15 protein-coding genes and 1 pseudogene are annotated in these 17886 nt (G+C 36.7%); 11 read left to right on the forward strand and 5 right to left on the reverse strand.

The window, feature by feature from the left end:
• The gene (locus BUC20_RS26215) at positions 1 to 2022 is read left to right on the forward strand and encodes an AIPR family protein (protein ID WP_073235178.1); all 2022 of its coding nucleotides are present in this window, start codon (positions 1 to 3) and stop codon (positions 2020 to 2022) included.
• 259 nt (positions 2023 to 2281) lie between these two features.
• Here the strand turns inward: BUC20_RS26215 and BUC20_RS26220 are convergent, their stop codons facing one another.
• On the reverse strand, positions 2282 to 2896 hold the full coding sequence (locus BUC20_RS26220; RefSeq protein WP_073235181.1) for a hypothetical protein: 615 nt from the start codon (positions 2894 to 2896) through the stop codon (positions 2282 to 2284).
• A gap of 18 nt (positions 2897 to 2914) precedes the next feature.
• Positions 2915 to 3535 (reverse strand): DUF6610 family protein, encoded by a 621-nt coding sequence (locus BUC20_RS26225; RefSeq protein ID WP_073235184.1) that lies wholly within the window; start codon positions 3533 to 3535, stop codon positions 2915 to 2917.
• A gap of 220 nt (positions 3536 to 3755) precedes the next feature.
• Here BUC20_RS26225 and BUC20_RS26230 point away from each other — a divergent pair, with 220 nt between their 5' ends.
• Complete coding sequence (locus BUC20_RS26230) at positions 3756 to 3992, forward strand: hypothetical protein (RefSeq protein ID WP_073235186.1); 237 nt, start codon at positions 3756 to 3758, stop codon at positions 3990 to 3992.
• A gap of 4 nt (positions 3993 to 3996) precedes the next feature.
• Here the strand turns inward: BUC20_RS26230 and BUC20_RS26235 are convergent, their stop codons facing one another.
• Both BUC20_RS26235 and BUC20_RS33635 read right to left on the reverse strand, forming a co-directional pair.
• On the reverse strand, positions 3997 to 4407 hold the full coding sequence (locus BUC20_RS26235) for a helix-turn-helix domain-containing protein (RefSeq protein ID WP_073235189.1): 411 nt from the start codon (positions 4405 to 4407) through the stop codon (positions 3997 to 3999).
• Between the two features lie 232 nt (positions 4408 to 4639).
• Positions 4640 to 6103 (reverse strand): hypothetical protein, encoded by a 1464-nt coding sequence (locus tag BUC20_RS33635; RefSeq protein ID WP_084529290.1) that lies wholly within the window; start codon positions 6101 to 6103, stop codon positions 4640 to 4642.
• A gap of 757 nt (positions 6104 to 6860) precedes the next feature.
• Here BUC20_RS33635 and BUC20_RS26245 point away from each other — a divergent pair.
• From BUC20_RS26245 to BUC20_RS26255, 3 genes are read left to right on the forward strand one after another with little or no spacing between them, the layout of a single operon-like run.
• Positions 6861 to 10094 (forward strand): SusC/RagA family TonB-linked outer membrane protein, encoded by a 3234-nt coding sequence (locus BUC20_RS26245; protein WP_073235191.1) that lies wholly within the window; start codon positions 6861 to 6863, stop codon positions 10092 to 10094.
• 11 nt (positions 10095 to 10105) lie between these two features.
• Positions 10106 to 11488 carry a RagB/SusD family nutrient uptake outer membrane protein gene (locus BUC20_RS26250; protein ID WP_073235194.1) on the forward strand — a complete coding sequence of 461 codons (1383 nt, stop codon included), beginning with the start codon at positions 10106 to 10108 and terminating at the stop codon, positions 11486 to 11488.
• An 11-nt stretch (positions 11489 to 11499) separates the two neighbouring features.
• Complete coding sequence (locus tag BUC20_RS26255) at positions 11500 to 12789, forward strand: TlpA family protein disulfide reductase (protein WP_073235197.1); 1290 nt, start codon at positions 11500 to 11502, stop codon at positions 12787 to 12789.
• 1024 nt (positions 12790 to 13813) lie between these two features.
• Here BUC20_RS26255 and BUC20_RS26265 read toward each other — a convergent pair.
• Complete coding sequence (locus BUC20_RS26265; RefSeq protein ID WP_073235202.1) at positions 13814 to 14395, reverse strand: Crp/Fnr family transcriptional regulator; 582 nt, start codon at positions 14393 to 14395, stop codon at positions 13814 to 13816.
• 370 nt (positions 14396 to 14765) lie between these two features.
• Here BUC20_RS26265 and BUC20_RS26270 point away from each other — a divergent pair, with 370 nt between their 5' ends.
• The 6 genes and pseudogenes from BUC20_RS26270 (at position 14766) to BUC20_RS26290 (ending at position 17850) form a co-directional block, all read left to right on the forward strand.
• Positions 14766 to 15608: a DUF6266 family protein gene (locus BUC20_RS26270; RefSeq protein ID WP_073235205.1), complete on the forward strand. Its 843-nt coding sequence runs from the start codon at positions 14766 to 14768 to the stop codon at positions 15606 to 15608.
• Between the two features lie 441 nt (positions 15609 to 16049).
• On the forward strand, positions 16050 to 16313 hold the full coding sequence (locus BUC20_RS33795) for a hypothetical protein (protein WP_143166925.1): 264 nt from the start codon (positions 16050 to 16052) through the stop codon (positions 16311 to 16313).
• Positions 16314 to 16491: 178 nt separating this feature from the next.
• Positions 16492 to 16911 (forward strand): hypothetical protein, encoded by a 420-nt coding sequence (locus BUC20_RS26280; RefSeq protein ID WP_073235211.1) that lies wholly within the window; start codon positions 16492 to 16494, stop codon positions 16909 to 16911.
• Positions 16912 to 16991: 80 nt separating this feature from the next.
• Complete coding sequence (locus BUC20_RS26285) at positions 16992 to 17363, forward strand: hypothetical protein (protein WP_073235213.1); 372 nt, start codon at positions 16992 to 16994, stop codon at positions 17361 to 17363.
• A 9-nt stretch (positions 17364 to 17372) separates the two neighbouring features.
• Positions 17373 to 17453, forward strand: a pseudogene (locus tag BUC20_RS34470) (lipoprotein); the annotation flags it as partial.
• Positions 17454 to 17535: 82 nt separating this feature from the next.
• A complete protein-coding gene (locus tag BUC20_RS26290; RefSeq protein WP_073235216.1) occupies positions 17536 to 17850 on the forward strand; it encodes a hypothetical protein in 315 nt (104 codons plus the stop codon).
• Positions 17851 to 17886 lie beyond the last annotated feature (36 nt).

The raw sequence follows: 17886 nt of genomic DNA on the forward strand, positions 1-17886 counted from the left end.
ATGGAATTATCAGAATTTGCCGTAGATTTTTTAGAAAGTGCATTGATCACTGTTGAAGATGAAAAGATCTCTCAAGAAGACGCCTTAACAAAAGACATACTAGAATATACCATTGATTCAGGAGAAGTAATTGCAGGTGAGTTATGTCATTATAAGGTTCGAGGTATAAAAATTAATGCTTGGAACTATGATGAGGAAAATGAAATTATTGATCTTTTTGTAACCATATTTAAAGGCGAATCGAGATTACAGAAAGTTTCCGATAAAGATATAGATGATTCTTTTAATAGAGCGCTTAACTTTTTTTGGGCGGCAAGAGATGGAAAACTTAGCGGTAAAGTTGACGAGTCTGAAACTGTTGTTTTTGACCTTGTTCAAATAATTGAAGAAACTCGATCCGTAGTTAAAAGTATAAGAATCTTTGTTTTTACTAATGGTCAGGCATCTGCAGAGATAGTTCCAGAGGCGAGAGAAGAAAATGGAGTTTATGTGGATTTTCAATTATGGGATATAGAAAGAATATATCAACAATACTTAATACGATCTGATAAACAACCCATTGAAATTGATTTTCTAAATGATTACAACCATAAGCTTAAATGTTTATCGATGGAAAGAGTTAGTGAAAAAGTAGATTCATATTTAGCTATAATGCCAGCAAGCATACTTGCTAAAATCTACGGTAAGTACCGACAGGGAATTCTAGAGAAGAATGTAAGGAATTTTTTGCAGTTTAAAACTAAAGTGAATAAGGGAATCAGAAAAACAATCATTGATTCTCCAGATATGTTTTTTGCATACAATAATGGAATTTCAACGACAGCTGAAAATATCGATATCGAATATGAAGACAATGTACCTTATATTACAAGAATTGAAAATTGGCAAATTGTAAATGGTGGTCAAACTACAGCCTCAATTTACGCCACTTCATTAGAAAAAGGAATTGACTTATCGCATGTTTTTGTACAGCTAAAAATCTCAAAGATTAAAAACGTTGAAGAAATGGATTTAATCGTACCTTTTATATCAAAGTATGCTAATAGCCAAACTGGTATTAAAGATTCTGATTTTGAAGTAAATTCTGATTTTTTTGTATTTATTCAAAAATTATCAAGATTAGAATGGGTTCCAACTTTAACTGGTGGCCGTGCTACCTCGAAATGGTATTTTGAACGGACAAGAGGCCAATATTTAGATGATAAATCTCGACTAAACACTTCTGAATCTAAAAAATTCGATAAAGAATATCCAAAAAGCAAAAAATTTACAACTCCCGATATAGGTAAATATGAAATGAGTTGGAATCAAAGACCGTATGATGTATCTAAAGGAGCGGAGAATAATTTTAAAATTTTCGTAGATGAACTGAAAAAAGGGGCCTCAGAAATTGATAAAATTTATTATCGTGATTTAATTGCCAAGGCGATCCTTTTTAAGGATATTGATTCCATAATTGCCAGGTTAAAGCTTGGAGGGTACAAGGCAAATATGGTAACATATCTTATATCATGGATATCTTATAAAACAAATAAAAAACTTTCATTGGATTACATTTGGGATAAACAGGGAATATCAGAGGGAGTGAATAATGCACTTCAAAATATGATTCCAATTGTTTGGCAACATATTAATTCTCCATTAATCCCAGGGACTAATATTGGCGAATGGTGTAAAAAACCAGAATGTTGGATCAGCTTAAAAGATAAATTTGTCGATTTTAATTGTTTAAATGATGAGATTCTAAGAGATTCCGAATCACAACTTCTAAAGAATAATATTGGTCATGAAATATCAGCATTTGATCAGAAAATTTTAGATAGAGCATCCGATATCAAACCTGAAGTATGGTTTTCAATTTCCAGATGGGCAAAAGAAAATAACAAATTGACTCCATTTGATAGAAAACTTATTTATAATTTTGGAGTTTTAGCTAATAGGAAAGCGCCGTTATCTCTTAAACAAGCTAAAACAGCTCTTCGACTATTAAAAAGCTATGAAAATGAGACGATAACGATGTGATGTTTTTCCAAAGATTAATAGGCTTACTGGTTATGGGATTTAATCTAATGCATCAAGTTGCATTTTACTGAGCATTTATAACTTTTTTAGGTCATAAGCAAGGTGAATATAAGATTTTTAAGATAAAATTCTATGGGAAATTGCAAACAGGATCCAATTAATCACCCTTTAAAAATAAGGAAAATAAAATTTTTAGAAAAAGGTTCTTCCATAATCACTGCCGTATGTCTATCATGTTCATGTTTTTTGACTTATGTAATTATGTTGTAATATGATCTGAATCCGAAGGGATGTTAGTTGTTGGACTCATAGTTTTTCCAGGTGAGTTATTTACGAACGTATTGTAATTTTCAATCCTTTTTTTATGAAACAAATAGGCTAAAATTATGGTTGTTAAAATTACGATAGTCGGCATTGTCTTGGAATAATCTATGTCATTAGACAATGAAAAAGAACTTACGACTCTTTGACTAGTATGGTAAATAAACATCAATAACACTACGATGATAACAAATACCATCTGAATTAACATCATGTCAATGTAGGTGTTACCACTTCTATGTTTTGTAAAATAGTGTTGGATCTCCTTTGAATCACTCTCTAATAAAAACTGACGTTCAATATTTGCGATAATAACTAAATTTCGATTATACCAAAAATTTGATTCTATTATAATTCCTATAGCCAAAGCACAAACGCCTAGAATTATGCTGCAAGCTATGTCCAAGGGCATAATATTCTTATCGACGAGTGCAAACACGGCTAAAGTACTTAATAGTACTCCAACTATTTGCCAAGTAATTTTAATATGCCTATCCATTTCCGAGCATAGTTGATTATACATTGCTAATAAAAAATCACTTCGATCTGTCATAATTAATGTTTTTTAAAGTTAAATCCAAAGTTTATTGATATTTAATATCGAATCGTGGATGCAATTGTCATAACCGCCATAAGGGTGTGGTATAAATTTACTGCCAGTGAAATAATCACCGAAAGAAGCATCTAAAGTGAATCTATTACAATCAAAGCTATAAACGTTTATTTTTTCAGCAAGTGCTCTTTGAACATCTGGCCTACCGCCAAGTAAATGAGTTGGTCGTTTGAATTCAGATGGATCAAGTTGAGTTCCGCCATATTTAGTGGGTACACTATAACCCAAAATAAATTCAAGAGGAATTAGTTTTTCGATTTGTCCAGCAAATCGTATGTCTTTTGGAACAATTATTACTTTTTCAGAATATAGATTTAATTGTCTTGCTTCTGCCAATATTTGATCAAGTTCTTCTATATTAAAGACATCCCTTGCGACAGTTAAATGTGGTCTATGTTTTTTTACTGCATCCAAATGTTTTTGAAACGAATAATTTTTAAAATCAATATCGATAAAACCAATATTATTGTATGTTTTTATATCTCTTAAATTGGTATACCTTGCTGAGGGTAGCCAACCATGGTCAATTGCAATGTTTTGAACGCGACTGCTATGAGTCGCAAATCTTAATGGTTTCAAATTTATCTTGATAAGAGCAATTGAAGTTAATAAAAAAAAGTGATTGAGTAGATAAAATTAACTGCTTAATTTTATTATGGAAATACCTGGAGATTGTTTATTGAATCAGAAAATATATTAGATTTAATTGTGAGAGATTAATGCTAAGCGTATTTTACACCGGGCTATTGTTACCATCTAGACCTTCAAGTTCTATAGTTTAGCCTCTTAACAATACAAAATGATAAGAATAGAAGCTGAAAAAGTGATTATTGAAATTCCCGTTGCCGAACATTTTGAATACGACCTTGTCGAAGACCTTTACCTGGATTTAATACATTTATTAAACTGTGTTCATCTTTTACAGAATCGACATGAGCACCATATACCCAGAGATCTGGATAGTATTTTACAATTGCAAAAAGCCCTTTTTGTCTCTGTGGACCAGATGAAACAGTTATATCCGATTAATTCTTAAAGGCCTATTGGCTTCTTAGGGCTTTTAAAGTAGGTGAATCAGGTTTTTCATCCTGTTTAGGCTGTTTCTGTTCAAGAGCAGCCTTTAAACTTTCAATTTCTTCATCCTTTTTTAATAGCTCATCTTTGAAATAAGCAATCAAATCTTTTACAGGAAAAATGTTATTTGTCTGATCATGATGAAAATTGTTATTATTAATAACGGTAGTTTGATCAAAGTCTTTAATAGCTTCCGCTGTGGTGTCTAATATCTTTGCAGCCTTTTCCAGCTGTTCATCACTAATAGCTTTTCTGTTTTCCATTTTTGATACGTTTTGTTGAGCGATCCCAAATTCTTTTGCAAAGGTAGCTTGCTTCATCCCTCGCAAGATACGAATATACCGAATATTCTGTCCAAGATGTGTTGTCTTTCCCATAGCTCTGAAGATGGTAATTTATTTAAACAAATATATATAAAATTATCGTGTAAAGTACATATTGCAAAGTGTATAATATTTTTTGAGGCTACTACTCTCTCAATTCCAGGAATATAAATAGTGGGTTCTGGTTTCAAAGTTGAAATGGAAGATCCTGTTTTAACCTAATAGGGGAGCTGAAAAGATTGGTTGCTCCGTAAAACTTCAGAAGCAACCAATATAACTATCAGGTTTATTTGATCTTTTTGTACCATGGACCTAATGGACCAGTCGTTGAAACCTGTTCTCCAACTTCTCCCCATGCTCCTGCATAATCTCTCCAGGGCTGAGATTCTAGATTTTCTGTTTTATCACTTACTACCCATTGGTATCCACCATCAGCAGCATGGTCTTTGTTTAAAATATGATAATCGCCGGGGCTGCTGTAATGTGCATGAGAACCTCTTGCACTATAAACATAGAGTGTCTGAATGTTCCCTGTGGTTTCGACAATCAACTCGCTTTTAGGATAGTAAGTGTCATTTCCATGAGCACTTAACCAGGCTCCGGTAATGTTATTGTCAATCACCTGTAAGGTAACACTTTCCCAATCTCCCTGATGCGACTGGCTGATTCCTGCAAAGTTCCAGTAATTATAGCCGTAGAATAACCAGAATTGCTTTCTTCCGTCATTAAGTTCATAAACATAGGATGCCACATTGTTGTTCGGGTTGGAATCACCTGTTAAATTATCATCAGGCTCTAAAAAAACATTGAAGTCTCCTTTATTATCGTCTCTCGGGCGTCTGTTCTTTCCATTCTGTAGGGCATAGCTGTTTATCGTTGAGACAGGAATATCATAAAACTGAGGGGTATGATCATTATTGCTGTTGCGCCATCCGGGCAAAGTTTTGTCGTACCCGCCGTCAGATCCCAGACCTACCATGTGCCTGAACCTGGATTTCTTTATAAAATCGAGAGGATTCATTGGGAAGTACTCCTCCGTTGGGTGTAATCTGACTACAACCCGAAAGGAATTTGCATTTGGATTCTGATAATTGAAAACGATCGTACCTGCCTGATAAGTGGTGTTTCCGTTTTCATCTTTTTGGTGAATCCGGCTGATCATCACTTGTTGGGCATTTGTGGTGTAGTAGATGCCACTGGATTCTTTAAAAGGACCTGCTGTGGTAATATTCGTGATCTGTGTAGGCTTGCCGTTAAACTTTACTACTCCTGTTAAGTAACGCGTATCACCATTTTCATCACCATTGTGTTGTCTGCCAATGATCACCCTTCCCACCGAAGCTGTAAATCCTGCACCGGATGATTCTTTGAACCAATTGCTCCAGATCCCATCTTCTACAGTGATGGTTGCTTCTATAGGCTGCCCGGTGTTGTCAATTGCCTGAAGGCTGGCATATTGATATTTTGTTTGTCCGTTTTCATCTCCGGCATGCCAACGTCCAGTTATGACGGTATTGGCCGGACATTGAAAGAGGCTGTTCTTTTCCTTCATTTGTGCACTTTCACCACGTTGCAAAGGAATGATCGTAACCTGTGGGATACTGGTATCATTTGCTACGCTGAGTTCATTTGCGCTCTTGGCTGCCGTTTCGGAGCCTGGCGTTTGTTCTTTCTCCTTCTTACAGGAAATTGCGAGTGTGCTGATCATCGCAATGCAAAGAAATTTAATAAGGATGTTTGTTTTCTTCATATTCAATTATGTTATAATGTGACGGTAATTTATAGAATATGTTTTTCGGATTTTTCTGAAGGAGAAGTGCTGACATTTTTATTGCAATTGACAGAGCATGAGGGGTTTTGTCAGCCACTTGCGGAGTTTAGATTCTCCCTTTATGTGGATTGTTATTTGCTAAAATAATTGTTCATGGTTTTCCAACGTTGTTGGAGACGTTTACAACTAAATCAGGAAAAATGGTTGAATTTGTGCTTATCAAATGAAAAGCCAGTGATCTAACACTGGCTTCTTCATTAACAAACTTGATTTCGAAAATTATGATAGTTTATGCAAATCAATAGCCGGGCCTAAGCTCAGAGTGTTTGTGAACACAAAGATAAATCAGATTCTGATTTAAATCTAAAATTAACTGATAATATTTTAGTTACATATGTTATCAGAATTGTGTTTGTAATTTTCTGACAGCGTACATCATGTAAGTCTTGGTGATTTACTGGTTTAATAATCGGGAAATCCGACTATTTCTTCCCATAGAATATGTTTTTTAGTTTTTCTTGATTATCTCCGTTAGTATTATATGTCATTCTTGCGTGTTTTTCATATAAAATAGAAATGTAAAATACACCCAAAATGGGGTGTAACGTTTCATGTCTGGCTTTTTACCACCCCGATCTCAATAGTGTTTAGTTTCGGCATGTACATCGGATGAACAAGTCTTATTTCAGAATGCAAATTCTGTTAAAGGGCAAAATCATCATAAACCCATTCTTATATGCAAAAAACGATTCTAACCATCGCAATGGCCATGCTTTGCCTAAATTTTAGTCTCAAAGCACAAGAGCCGACAAAACAGAAACTACTAAAAATTCCATTAATCAAGGGCAGAATCCTCGATGAAAAAGGAGAGTCCCTTCCCGGCGCCTCCGTAAAAGTCAAAAACACCAAAGTCGCGGTGGTCACTTCCAATGATGGAAGTTTCACCTTGAATAACCTCTCATCCGGAAGTGTCATTGAAGTCAGCTTTATAGGCTATGAACCAAAAGAGCTTTCTATCAAGGAAGGTGATGAATCCATAATTGTATTCCTTAAACCAACACAGCAACAACTAAATGAAGTAGCTATCAGCACGGGTTATCAGGTCTTGCCTAAAGAACGATCTACAGGCTCATTTGACCAGATCGACAATGAGCTGTTTAACCGGTCTACCGGAACGGGAGTCTTAGATCGTTTAGATGGAGTAGCTTCAAGCACCATTTTCGATCGACGGGATCCTCGTTTAACAGGAAAGGCTTTCATCGCAGTTCGTGGACTAAGTACATTGAACACACTGCCTGGCCCATTAATCATCCTTGATAATTTCCCTTATGAAGGAAAGATGGAGAACCTTAATCCAAATGATGTAGAAAATATTACCATTCTAAAAGATGCAGCAGCTGCCTCTATCTGGGGAGCTAAAGCAGGAAATGGTGTAATTGTAATCACAACAAAAAAAGGAAAAAAGGAACAAGCATTAAAGCTCACCATTAATTCAAATTTAAGTCTCATCAATAAACCGGATTTGTATTATTATAACCAGATTTCAAGTTCAGATTATATTGATGTAGAGAAGTATCTTTTTGATCAGGGCTTTTATGATGCACAGATCAAAGCAACCGTAAGACCTCCCTTGTTAACTCCGGTTGTAAAGGTTTTGGCGAAATTAAGAGCAAATGAGATATCCGAAACTGCGGCGGGACAGATGATAGGCGCTTACAGATCGGAAGATGTTCGCAGAGATTACACCAACTATGTCTATCGCGAGGGTACGCAACAGCAATATGCGTTAAATCTAAGTGGAGGGGGGAAGGAGGTAGCTTATTATTTTTCAGCAGGTTACGATAAGAACCTCAATAATCTGAGCGTCTCTGCCAACGATCGGTTGAATTTGCGTTCCTCTGCAACATTTTATCCTTTGAAAGGATTGGAAATTGAAACCGGTCTGTTGTATACCTTCAGCAATTCCGCTACAAATACCACCGAGAGTCCTATCGGCTTTAACACAATGCTTTTCGGAAGTAAAAGTTTGTATCCTTATGCCCGTTTGGCTGACGATGCAGGAAATCCATTGGCAATAGAAAGAGGATTCCGGAAAGAGTATATGGATAAGCTACTTCCCGGTAAACTTTTGGACTGGAGCTATAAACCCCTGGAGGATATGAAGATGAATAGTTTCACCAGTAAAGCAAAGGATTTGCTGGTAAACCTGGGACTCAAATATAAATTAACTCCTGTCTTATCTGCTGAACTGAGGTATATGTATGAGCATACCGGAACAGAGAACTTGAACTGGCAGGGAGCTAACTCATATCTGACACGTTTTACCATCAATAGTTATACGCAGAAAGATGGCAGCCGCCCTATACCATTGGGAGATATAATTAATCCGCAAAATCAGGTGTTTACTGCTACAGGTTTGCGGGGACAGGTAAATCTTAACAAGGTATGGAAAGGAGTTCATGAGCTGAGTGCTATCGGTGGAGCAGAGATCAGAGAAGATAAAACCACATTCAGATATTATAAAATATTTGGCTACAATGCTGAGTTTCTAAATGTATCAGATATAGATTTCACTGGTCAGTATGCAAATGTATTTGGCTATGGAACGGCTAAGATTCCAAATTCCAGCGGAATAGAGATATTGAATAATCGATACGTATCCTTATATGCCAATGCAGCCTATAGTTACGATTCACGTTATATTTTTTCTGCCAGTGTGCGGAAAGATGCGGCCAACCTGTTTGGACTTAAGAGTAACAAAAAAGGAGTTCCGTTATGGTCTGCGGGGCTTGCATGGAATATAAATAAGGAGTCTTTTTATAATCTTGAGTGGCTGCCTTATCTGAAGATGAGACTCACGTATGGTTATAGTGGCAATATTAGCGGTGCACCTTCTGCCAAAGCCATTATCGCATACCAGGGGGACAATTATGTTACGGGGCTCCCTTTCGGAACAAACAGTAACGCTCCTAATCCTTCTTTAAGATGGGAAAAGACAGCAATGTTAAATCTGGGATTGGATTTTGCCAATAGAAATAATCGCATCAGTGGAAGTCTGGAATATTATGATAAACGGAGTTCAGACTTATATAGCTATAGCTCTTTGGATCAGACCACTGGTTTTGCCGGATTGCTGATCAATAGTGCAAACATGAACGGAAGGGGGATTGACCTGTCTTTAAATACAAAAAATCTGACAGCAGGGAGGTTTAGCTGGGATACCAGGTTTTTGTTTAATTACAATCAAAACAGAGTCGCCAAATATCTGTTCGAGGAGTCAAATATCAGTAATTACATTAATAGCGGACTTGCTCCTAATCCAATACAAGGAAAACACGCCTATGCTTTATTCAGTTATAAGTTTGCCGGCCTTGATCCGGCAACGGGAGATCCGATGGGATATGTAAATGGAGTTGCCAGTAAGGATTATGCCACTATCCGTTCCCCAAAATCAATTAACGACCTCGAATATCATGGCTCTGCTATACCTGTATATTTCGGAACATTAATCAACACTTTTAGCTATAGGAATTTTAGTGTTTCTTTCAATATCGGCTACCAGTTTGGCTACTATTTCCGAAGAGAGGCGCTTAATTATGCCAGCTTATTTAACGCAGGAAAAGGGGCTGGTGATTTTTCTAAGCGCTGGCAAAAGCCAGGCGATGAAAAGATCACAAATGTCCCTTCAATGATTTACCCTTTAAACAGATCGAGGGAAGATTTTTATGCGGCTTCTTCTGCATTGGTGGAAAAAGGAGATCACATCAGACTGAATGACATCACGGCAGGATACTTATTGAACAACAAGGGGAAGTACTTTAAACAGATCAGGCTTTATGCTAATCTTAGCAATGTCGGAGTACTGTGGAGTGCAAATAAAGTAGGAATAGATCCCTTACTGCTTGCTACCCAGTCGACTTTGATCAGGCCATCACTCACTAAGGCTTTTGGTTTCACCGCAAGCTTTTAATCCTAATTGAAATGAAAAATAATCTTAAATACAACAAGCCATATCACATCCTGACAATGATCGTAATGATCGGCGTGGTTGGCGTTCAGCTGGGGTGTCAGAAATTTCTGGATACCAAACCCAATCAAAAGCTGATGATCATAAACAGCCTTAAGGACTGTCAGGCTTTGCTTAATAATTATGGAACAATGAATATCGGTTACCCAAATGACGGTGAGGCTGCATCTGATAATTATTACCTGCTTCCATCGGTGTGGAAGTCTTTAAGTCCGGAAGACAGAGATACCTATGTCTGGGCTCCTCAGGGAGAACGTTTGATGGGTCAATGGGCAAATCCATATAAGGTGGTTTATAATGCCAACCTGATCCTGCAAACTGAAGAAGGTTTACCCAATGAAACAGACCAGTTGAGCCGAAATGAAGTGAAGGGTGCGGCTTTGTTTTTTAGAGCTTATGCCTTTCATCAGCTGGCACAAATCTTTGCTCCGGCTTATGATCCTGCAACTGCTTCTTCTGATTTAGGAATTGCGTTAAGGTTGAGTCCGGATTTGGATGTCGTTACGAAACGAGCCAGTGTACAACAGAGCTATGAAAGAATTCTGACTGATTTTCAGGAGGCTGCCAGCTTGCTTCCTTTACGTCCGGGTATTCAGTCTAAACCTTCCAGAATAGCCACATTTGCAGCGCTGGCAAGAACTTACCTGACCATGGAGAATTATGCAAAGGCAGGAATCTACGCCGATTCATGTTTGAAGTACACGAATACGCTAATAGATTACAAAAATATTTCCCCAAGTTCGAATACGCCTTTTGGAATATTCAATCAGGAGGTGATCTTTCAATCTGTTACTACTTATGGAAATACACTAGACATCTATTCGGCGAAGGTGGATCCGGATTTAATGCGTGAATATGAGCTCAAAGATCTTCGCCGGATTGTGTTTTTCAAATCCAATGACGACGGATCCTATGCTTTCAAAGGGAATTACAACGGGAGCTTCAGTTCACTCCAGTTTAGTGGACTGGCTACGGATGAGATGTATCTGATCAGGGCAGAATGTGCTGCGAGATCCGGGGATGTTTCCGGAGCAATGAAGGATCTCAATACATTGATGGAAAAAAGATGGGACGGAGTATTTACTCCATTTACAGCGGATAATGCTGATGTCGCATTAGCTATGGTGCTTAAAGAGAGAAGAAAAGAGCTGTTGTTTCGAAATCTGCGTTGGCCTGACCTTCGTCGGCTCAATAAAGATTCCAGATTTAAAAGAACACTCTCCCGGGGTATAATCAATGGGAAGGAATTTACCCTTCCTCCAAATGATCTCAGATATACATTACTTATCCCACAGGAGATTATAAACAAGACTGGTATTCAACAGAATTTAAGATAGAATTTACAATAATGAAAAGAGCATACACCATAACATTTACGTTGTTATTACTTATTAATTTCTGCGGAAAGGGACAAACTACTTCGGCAATTTCAGTAGGTGATAAAGTGCCGGAGGTATATATTCAGAAATTGATCAATACAGAAAAGCCAAGTGCGGTATTGTCCGATTATAAAGATCAATTGCTGATCCTGGATTTTTGGGCTACCACGTGTAGCGGATGTGTTGAAGCTTTGCCTAAAATGATGGCACTTCAGGAGAAATTCAAAAAACAGGTGACGATTCTTCCGGTTACCTACGAGAAAGAAGAAATTGTTCAGGCATTCTTAATGAAGAACCATTTAACAAAAGGGATTAAAGTGGCCTCTGTGGTTGAGGATAAAGCATTGTCTGCATTATTTAAACATCAATATATTCCGCATGAAGTCTGGATATATAAAGGAAAACTAATCGCGCTGACCTCCTCAGAATATGTGGATGCGAATAATATCCAAAAAATATTGGATGGGGAAGTACCTAAATGGCCGGTTAAAAATGATTTTTATGTGCATGATTATACGAAACCATTATTCCTGGGAGTTGGGGGGAATAAGATAACAAATGATGATGTAATGTATACCGCCATTAGCGATTTTAGAGAAGGGATGGATAGTAAGATCAATACTGTGTACGATGCGCTGAGCAATATGGAAAGAACCTATTTTATCAATTCTACTGTTCTTGCGATTTACCTGATTTCCTGGAGCAAGCTGATAGAACTCCCATTTTTAGTTCCCAGACCGAACAGACTTATTCTTGAAGTAAAAGACCCTTCCAAATATATTCAGAATACCGAGACTTCTTATCGGGCAGAATGGGACAGAGTAAATAGAATTTGCTTTGAGATGAGAAGTAAAGGGCAGTTAAGTGTTAAGGAGAGGTCTGAGCGTATGATTGCAGATATGGACCGCTTTCTGAACCTTAAAGGTCGTTGGGAGAAAAGGAAAGCAAAATGTCTGATTCTTTATAAAATAGGGGAAGTTGGGTTACAACCTTCCAAATCAGAAGAAGTTATTTTTAAACAGGACAAAGAGCAGTTGAAAGTCAGGAAAACTGATCTTAGAAATTTTGTTTACCAGATGAATAATGACGCTATGAATCCATTGATGTTTGATGAAACAGGTTATACTAATCCGGTGGACATGGATCTTGAGGTCTCTTCGGTTTCAGCATTGAAGAAATCTCTTTCGAAATATGGACTTAACCTAAGAGAAGAGGAGCGTGAAGAGTATTTTTTCGTCTTAACTGAATTAAAAAAATAACCCTGGGAATTGTACGTCGGGAGTTTTGGCTCCCGACGTTCTGGTACTGAATCATAAATTAATTGCCAGAAGGAAATTAGATTACCTTTAACCTGACGTTGGCGCTCGGTGAGCTGCCGACCAAAGCGATCAACATTTCATCTTTGATGCTATTATCTAAAACCGGACGGCCAGGTAGCCCTTCCGCGGTTTGAATGGCACATAGACTATTACCATTATTACATGATGGCAAACCAGAAGTTATAGTATAACTTGCTGGATTTGTTGGATCCGAATTGGTGTTAAAAATGAACCAAGCCATAATTGGGGTGCTTTTTATAATCTTAAAAAGCTAAACTCTAAATGAATAAATATGCTTACTCTTTTCGCAGGTTTTCAGCTTCCCCTGGTTTTTTTATACATCTTTTTAATCTCTTATCATAGAGATCTCATAATACCTTTAATCTGACGTTTGTACTTGGCGTTTCATTAGCTAATGCGCATAGTATTTCTTCTCTGATACTACAGTCTAATATGGGGCGATTTCCTGACCCCTCAGCTGTCTGAATTGCACATAGATTATTGCCCAGATTACAAGATGGAATTCCGGAAGTTATGGTATAACTCAGTGGATTTGTTGGATCAGAATTGGTGTTAAAAATGAACCATGCCATAATCATTGGTGCTTTTATAAATCTTAAAAAGCTAAACTCTAATTGAATAAATATGCTTACTCTTTTCGCAGGTTTTCAGCTTTCCCCTGTTTGGTCTGTATATCTCTTTAATTTCTTATCATAAACAATCTCATAATGTTGATGCCGTAACGCTCCAATCATCCGTTTAACCGTTGCTTTGCTGCAATGCATCAATATTGCGCCCTGCGATAAACTTTTTATCCGTTCTTTACGAATAAGCCGCAAAAGCTCATGAAGTCGGTTTCTATAGGTGAGTGTTGTCATTGTTAATCTTTATAAACCTAAGTTCGGGATCGAAGAGGGTCATAAAAGTTTAGATAACTTTAATAAATTGAGAGAATGACCAGGATCTAACGTTTTCTTAATGCGTCTTTTTTGAGAGTGCTGTAATGGGTATTTGAAATCCCAAGAAATGAAGCAATATCTTTCTGGAGTGAAGTCGTGCTGAGTTCAGGTAAACTGGAATTGATGAGATGATACCTTTCTTTTGCTGTGCTTGTTCTGTAAATATTCAGCTCATGATATAAATCAATGATCAGCTTTTCGTAGATCTGAATGCTGAGTTCATTGAAATACGGATCACTTTTTCTTAGCGCATTCAATTCTGTATAACTGATCCTGATTCCTCTGACTTCACTTTCACAGATTATTCCTTCGCTGCTGGGGATTTGATGTAAAAAGCTCAGGAATGAAGAGAAGAAACGATCAGGTCCGTAAAAGTTTAAAGTATCTTCTCTATCGCTTTTTATTTCATAGGTTCTAACCAATCCTGTCTTGATAAAATAGAAATGCTCACAGATTTTGCCGGGTTGCAGGAGTTCTACTTTTTTGTTGTATTTAAATTCATGCACATGGGATTTTAGCTGTGCTTCATTTAAATGAGTAGTATCAACGTTCTTTTGCAGATAATTTAGAAAATAGCCGAACGACATAGGGATGGATTTAAGGGGATGAATGCAGTTAAGGTTCTAAATATAATTATTATTTAGTTTTTAATAAAATTATTTACAATTTCTGTTTGTTGTGTTGTTTTTGTTAATTTATTGCCGGGTCAATGTGTACGCAATGCGGTCCCATACTATTGAGCGCTGTTAAGCTATTTATAAAGGGTTGTTAGGGCCTTTAAAGGCCCGTAGCCCTTCAGGGGGCAAATGTGAGCTGAATCGGTTCTTTGATCGGGGTGCCCTGTATGTTAACTCATCTCCTGGGATCCCTTAAAAGATAAGTATTTCATTTATATTGGATTAGTGTCGAATCAAAAATTATCCGTACCTTAAGATTAAATTATTTAATCATATTACTATGGCAATATCAAAGCACGGCCCATACGGCCATCCGAATGGAAAAATCGGAAAACTGGTACACTACATGTTAAAAGGGCAGCCTGTTACGCGAATGGTAGGCAAGAGGACCAAATCAAGCCCTGCACAAAAGGTCAATTGCCAGGAAATGGCAGTTACAATGGATTTTTTAAGGCCCGATAGCGTATTGAAGTTTATCAATTTAGGTTTCGAACTGGAGGCCAGAGGAACGACTAAAAACCAACACAATCTGGCTACGTCTTACAATAAAAAGTTTGCGCTGAAAGGGGAGTACCCTAATGTTAAAATGGATTATAGTAAAGCAATGGTAAGTCAGGGCACTTTATCTGCTCCTAAAGACACGAAAATGATCAAAACAGGTAATGGGTTAGAAATAAGCTGGAACCCTGCTGAGCCGGGTTTAGGCCAACATCAGGACGACATTGTGATGATCTTACTGTGTTTACCGGGGCAAGAGGAAGCAATCCACTATTTGAATGCTTCAAAAAGAGAAACGGGAGTACACAACATTGTACTGGCAGGAACTTTAGCTGATGAACCGATAGAGGCGTATATGTGCTTTAAAGCTGCGGATGGCACTGAGATTTCAAACAGTGTCTATCTGGGAAACCTGAACGGAGAAGCTTTGACCCCTGAGGAGCAATATCAAAAAGAGAAATACACGGCTTTGAAAACAAGGTTTGATGAGGTTTCAGCAAGTTATTTAAAACATATTGAAGGAAGTGGCAATGCAATAGTGTTAACTAAAGCGTTTAGGACGCTTCAAACGGAATATCTGGTGTTAAAGAACAAACTGGATAATATGCCTGGGAAACCGGTTTGATAAGGAGTAAAGAAATAGATAATTAAATGTATTTAGAGCTGACTTTTAGCGAATGATGTTAGAGGTAATGAGTTCGATATCATCGTCCCGGGGATAGGTATGGACTTGAAGTAGGAATTTATGATAACAAAACAAAATAATACCTATCGGGTAAGTTTATGGTTGGTTTATGTGTTAGGTGCAGCTTTAATTTTCCCTGTAATCTGTTCGTTGCTGATTGTACAAAATGTTTTTCCTTATCAGGGATATATTCAGGTTTTTTTTAGCGGTCCTTTACTATTGATCCTTGGGTTACTTCTGTTTTTTTATCACAGAAGGAGGATATTGGGATCTGTTTTTATGCTGTTTAGTATTAGTTTGATGGCTGCTATTGCTGATGAGCTATTAACAAAATAATTCAGTATATGAACATTCCCATGCAAATATAATGATCAATATATCATGACTAATATCCAAGGATGTGTAAAATGGCAAAGCAGGAATGTTTTAATAGGAAAGAGAGTTTTCTTGTTTTGCTGCGGACAGAAATGTATGTCTGGTAGGATAAATGATTTTCAGGAAACAAATAAGTCTGATGAATTTGATATTTGGGTTGATTTTATTGAACCAGAGTACTTTCATGGCGATTTGATAGTTGAAAATAGTTTCACCATAAATGAAGCTTCAGAAATTTTGGGAAAAGGTAAATTCAAAGAAATAATGTAATGCGGGCTATGGGGTGGCTCTATGATGTTTTTTTGAACCAAATGGAAGTTGTGTACTATAAACATCAATAAGGTCTATGATCCTTAATCAATAAAAAATGATCGGCAGTGTTGACTTTGGGTGTAAACCAGACTAATGTGGCTTAGCTATTTAAAATAAATGCGGAGATTAAAAGTAAATGAAATTTAAATATAAAATAAAAGAAACACTCAGCCTGCGAGCTGACGTTTTGGAAGAGAAAATTAGCATATACCTAAGGAAAAATTCTTACCGAATTGTTGAAAGAGGCTCAGGATACATAATTTTTGTTGAAGATGAATTTAGCGACAGAAGAAAATCCAGGTATGATTTCAATACCAGGATAGGAGAAGGTAAGTTTGTATTTAGCAACTCAGTTGATCATGAAACATATGTAGAGTTAATTTATCTTACATCGCTTTCTTACTTTGCTTTTCTTGTAATTTTAGTTTGTGCATTTGGCATCTACACAAATGATATAATTATGCCCGTTGTTTTTTCATTTGCTTTAATGATACCTATTTTACATAAAATTCTCTACCTGAATGGGCATGTATTTAAAGAAATTATGGAATGTTGACTTTTTACTTCAAAATTATGGTGAGCGATAGGATCATCTTTAAGTTTGACTGTAACGAATCCGAATTTAAGTATTAAGTAGTGGCGAAAATAAGAACTGATCTAAAAAAATATAAGTGGGAAATTGCGTTAATTGCATTGTTTGTCACTATTGCGATGTTATTTTTCTGTTATATGATTTATTCAGGCAGAATATCTGAACGAGAAAATATTTCACGAGAATTTAGAGGTACTGTAGAAAATGTTCTTTATGATATAAAGGGGATTCCAAATGTTATGGTTCAGGGTAAGGAATATTACTTGAATAACTTTTACAATTTTGATCACAAGATAGAAAGGGGAGACTCTCTGGTAAAGTATAAGGGGTCGACAATTTACAAGTTGGTTAAAAAAGATAGTGGTACTGTTATAGAATTTGACAATCAATATCCTGCCAATGGAACAAATGAATAATAAAAAAGTAAAATTACATTTTTAATAATGCTTATGGTGGTTTTAGCCGCCTGTAATTTTAATCGAGTGTATCTTAAAGCGGACCATTAGGGGGTACGATTGTTCGGCTTTGGATGAACATTCTGTACTCAGGACATTTCTTTTGAAATATTTGGATGTAAACGAAATTAGTATGGAAAAACTATTTAAAATAAAGGCAGAGATTAAAGTAGATGAAAAAAGTGTCCGAACCTGGCCTATTAAAAATGGTTATCGGCCTGGATTCAACTTTATTAATGAATCACAGACTTCCGGTTCAATTAAATTATTAGAAAAAGATAGCCTAAAGCCTGGAGATCTGGGCAGAGTGGAGATTAGTTTTGTTTCTGATGCTCTTTTGGGAAAAATTGATTTTGGAACTGAGTTTAAATTTTATGAGGGTCGCAACGAAATAGGGAAAGGAAAGGTTCTTCAAATTCTTGGTTGGTTGGAACATTGTAATTTATAGTGTTATAATTAAGATAATCATTGATCAGGTTTTCTT

It is taken from the genome of Pedobacter caeni (genome assembly GCF_900129215.1).
Lineage (GTDB): Bacteria > Bacteroidota > Bacteroidia > Sphingobacteriales > Sphingobacteriaceae > Pedobacter > Pedobacter caeni.

Excerpts from the sequence above, each read along its gene's own strand:
- BUC20_RS26215 (WP_073235178.1), top strand. The coding sequence starts at position 1 with ATGGAATTATCAGAATTTGCCGTAGATTTTTTAGAAAGTGCATTGATC.
- BUC20_RS26220 (WP_073235181.1), bottom strand. The coding sequence starts at position 2,896 with ATGACAGATCGAAGTGATTTTTTATTAGCAATGTATAATCAACTATGC.
- BUC20_RS26230 (WP_073235186.1), top strand. The coding sequence starts at position 3,756 with ATGATAAGAATAGAAGCTGAAAAAGTGATTATTGAAATTCCCGTTGCC.
- BUC20_RS26235 (WP_073235189.1), bottom strand. The coding sequence starts at position 4,407 with ATGGGAAAGACAACACATCTTGGACAGAATATTCGGTATATTCGTATC.
- BUC20_RS33635 (WP_084529290.1), bottom strand. The coding sequence starts at position 6,103 with ATGAAGAAAACAAACATCCTTATTAAATTTCTTTGCATTGCGATGATC.
- BUC20_RS26245 (WP_073235191.1), top strand. The coding sequence starts at position 6,861 with ATGCAAAAAACGATTCTAACCATCGCAATGGCCATGCTTTGCCTAAAT.
- BUC20_RS26250 (WP_073235194.1), top strand. The coding sequence starts at position 10,106 with ATGAAAAATAATCTTAAATACAACAAGCCATATCACATCCTGACAATG.
- BUC20_RS26255 (WP_073235197.1), top strand. The coding sequence starts at position 11,500 with ATGAAAAGAGCATACACCATAACATTTACGTTGTTATTACTTATTAAT.
- BUC20_RS26265 (WP_073235202.1), bottom strand. The coding sequence starts at position 14,395 with ATGTCGTTCGGCTATTTTCTAAATTATCTGCAAAAGAACGTTGATACT.
- BUC20_RS26270 (WP_073235205.1), top strand. The coding sequence starts at position 14,766 with ATGGCAATATCAAAGCACGGCCCATACGGCCATCCGAATGGAAAAATC.
- BUC20_RS33795 (WP_143166925.1), top strand. The coding sequence starts at position 16,050 with ATGACTAATATCCAAGGATGTGTAAAATGGCAAAGCAGGAATGTTTTA.
- BUC20_RS26280 (WP_073235211.1), top strand. The coding sequence starts at position 16,492 with ATGAAATTTAAATATAAAATAAAAGAAACACTCAGCCTGCGAGCTGAC.
- BUC20_RS26290 (WP_073235216.1), top strand. The coding sequence starts at position 17,536 with ATGGAAAAACTATTTAAAATAAAGGCAGAGATTAAAGTAGATGAAAAA.